The organism is Poseidonocella sp. HB161398, from assembly GCF_005870025.1.
Classification (GTDB): Bacteria; Pseudomonadota; Alphaproteobacteria; order Rhodobacterales; family Rhodobacteraceae; genus Mangrovicoccus.
Map to the genome: position 1 here is coordinate 1 of NZ_VATA01000187.1, position 2,267 is coordinate 2,267.

Below are 2,267 nucleotides of genomic sequence, written 5' to 3' on the forward strand. Positions count from 1 at the left end.
TATAGCGCGTCAATCTGGGTGAGAGGTGCGCGACAATCAGGATAAGATTCTATGTCGCGACATCTGTGACGGTATCATCCTGATTGTCGCTGGCAAGACTTTCTGCGGTTTCTGTTTGTCGCTCCGCGTCAATCAGGGGGCTGTTGGTGATTGTCGCGTAGGCAGCGGGCCTTCCCCTCCTTCGCTTTTTCTCGAGCGCAGACCTGCGGCGGTAGCTCTCGACATTCATCTCGAAGATGGTGGCATGGTGGACGAGCCTGTCGACGGCCGCGAGCGTCATGGCCGGATCGGGAAAGACCCTGTTCCATTCCCCGAAAGGCTGGTTGGCCGTGATCATGATGGAGCGCCGCTCGTACCTTGCCGAGATGAGCTCGAACAGGACGCTGGTCTCGGCCTGGTCCTTCGAGACATAGGCGAGGTCGTCCAGGATGAGCAGGTCGAACTTGTCCAGCTTCGCGATGGCGGCCTCGAGCTGCAGCTCCCTGCGGGCAACCTGCAGCTTCTGGACGAGGTCGGTTGTCCGCGCGAAGAGCACCCGCCAGCCGTTCTCGATCAGTGCCAGGCCGATGGCAGCTGCCAAGTGGCTCTTGCCGCCGCCGGGCGGGCCGAACAGCAGGATGTTGGCGCCCTTGGCCAGCCAGCTGTCCCCGGCAGCCATGGCCATGACCTGCGCCCTGGATATCATCGGCACGGCCTCGAAATCAAAGCTGTCGAGCGACTTGCCGGGTGGCAGGTGCGCTTCCCCAAGGTGGCGGGCCATCCGGCGATGCGCGCGCTCGGCCAGCTCGTGCTCGGCGATGGCGGCGAGGAAGCGCGCAGCGGGCCAGCCCTCCCGGTCGGCCTGTTCCGCGAATTGCGGCCAAAGTGTCTTGATCGTGGGCAGCCGCAGGTCATTGAGCATGATGCCAAGTCGTGCCTCGTCGACGGCATGGGAGGTCATGCGCATTCTCCTTCCGGCTGTTCCTGCCCGACAAGGGCCTGGTAGCTGTCGAGCGAGCCCTGCATCACCGTGACGGCCGGCAGGTCCTCCGCGACCGGGGCGAAGCGGCTGCGCAGGAGCGCCAGATCAGGCAGGTCGCCCCGGGTCAGCCCGCTGGCGATTTCCCCGGCCAGCTCGGCTTCGCAGCCGCGGTCATGCGCCAGGGCCAGAAGCTCGACCGCAACCTTGCAGGCCAGCCGTTCGGGCTGGCTGTCGAGCAGCGCCTCGAAGGCTTGCCGGTACTCGGCCCGCGGGAAGAGCTTGTCGCGGTAGACCAGGTTCAGCAGCGCCATCGGCTTGCGGCGCAGCGAGTGGATGACATGGTGGTAGTTCACCACCTGGTCATGCCTGCCCCCGGCCTTCGCCCTCCCCCGGGGCAGGGTGAGCAGCAGGGTTCCTCCCGAGAAGACCTCCAGGCGGTCATCGAACAGCCGCACGCGCAGCCTGTGCCCGATCAGGCGGGAGGGCACGGTGTAGAAGACCTTGCGCAGGGTGAAGCCGCTGGTGCTGGAGACGGTGACGATCACCTCCTCGAAATCCGTGCTGCGGCGTTCCGGAAGCTCCTGCAGGTACGGGCGCTCGGCCGCGATCCGCTTGCTCCTGGCTGCATTGTGCCGCCCCACGACCTCGTCGATGAAGGCCCGGTAGCCGTCCAGCGAGGCGAAATCTGAACTGCCGCGCATCAGCAGCGCGTCGCGGATGGCGCCCTTGAGATGGCCGTGGGCACTCTCGATCGAGCCGTTCTCGTGCGCCACCCCCTTGTTGTTCCGCGTCGGTGTCATCCGGTAATGCGCACATAAGGCATCGTAGCGCGTCGTGAGGTCTGACCCGGCTTCGGCGTCGAGATTGCGGAAGGCGGCAGAGAGGCTGTCGCTGCGATGCTGGGACGGGGCGCCGCCCAGGGACCAGAGCGCGTTCTGCAGCCCCTCGGCCAGGGCGACGAAGCTCTCGCCGCCGAGAATGACATGGGCATGCTCGAAGCCCGACCACGGCATGCGGAAATGGTAGAGGAGATGCTCCAGCGGCTGGCCCTCGATCGTCACGCCGCAGGCGCCCATGTCGGTGAAGTCCGACAGTCCGGCCCGGCCCGGTTCATGCACCTGCCGGAACATCACCTCCTGCTCCTCCCCGTGCTCGGCGCGCCACGCCCGGATCCGGCGCTCCAGCGTCCGGCGGATGCCGTGCGGCAGATCGGGATGGCGCCGGAGCATTTCCCCGAAGATGGCGACGGGGCGGAGGCCGGGGGCAGCCTGCAGCAGCGGCACGACCTCGGCGTCGAATATGTCCT

The 2,267-nt window shown here is 66.5% G+C and carries 2 protein-coding genes; both read right to left on the reverse strand.

Annotation, left to right across the window (positions count from 1 at the left end; all coding sequences use genetic code 11):
• Positions 1-49 precede the first annotated feature (49 nt).
• Positions 50-940 (reverse strand): IS21-like element helper ATPase IstB, encoded by an 891-nt coding sequence (gene istB / locus FGX59_RS36540; RefSeq protein WP_206078561.1) that lies wholly within the window; start codon positions 938-940, stop codon positions 50-52.
• The coding region (gene istA / locus FGX59_RS36545; protein WP_138473441.1) for an IS21 family transposase at positions 937-2,267 on the reverse strand (1,331 nt) is incomplete at its 5' end. The genes istB and istA, both read right to left, overlap by 4 nt.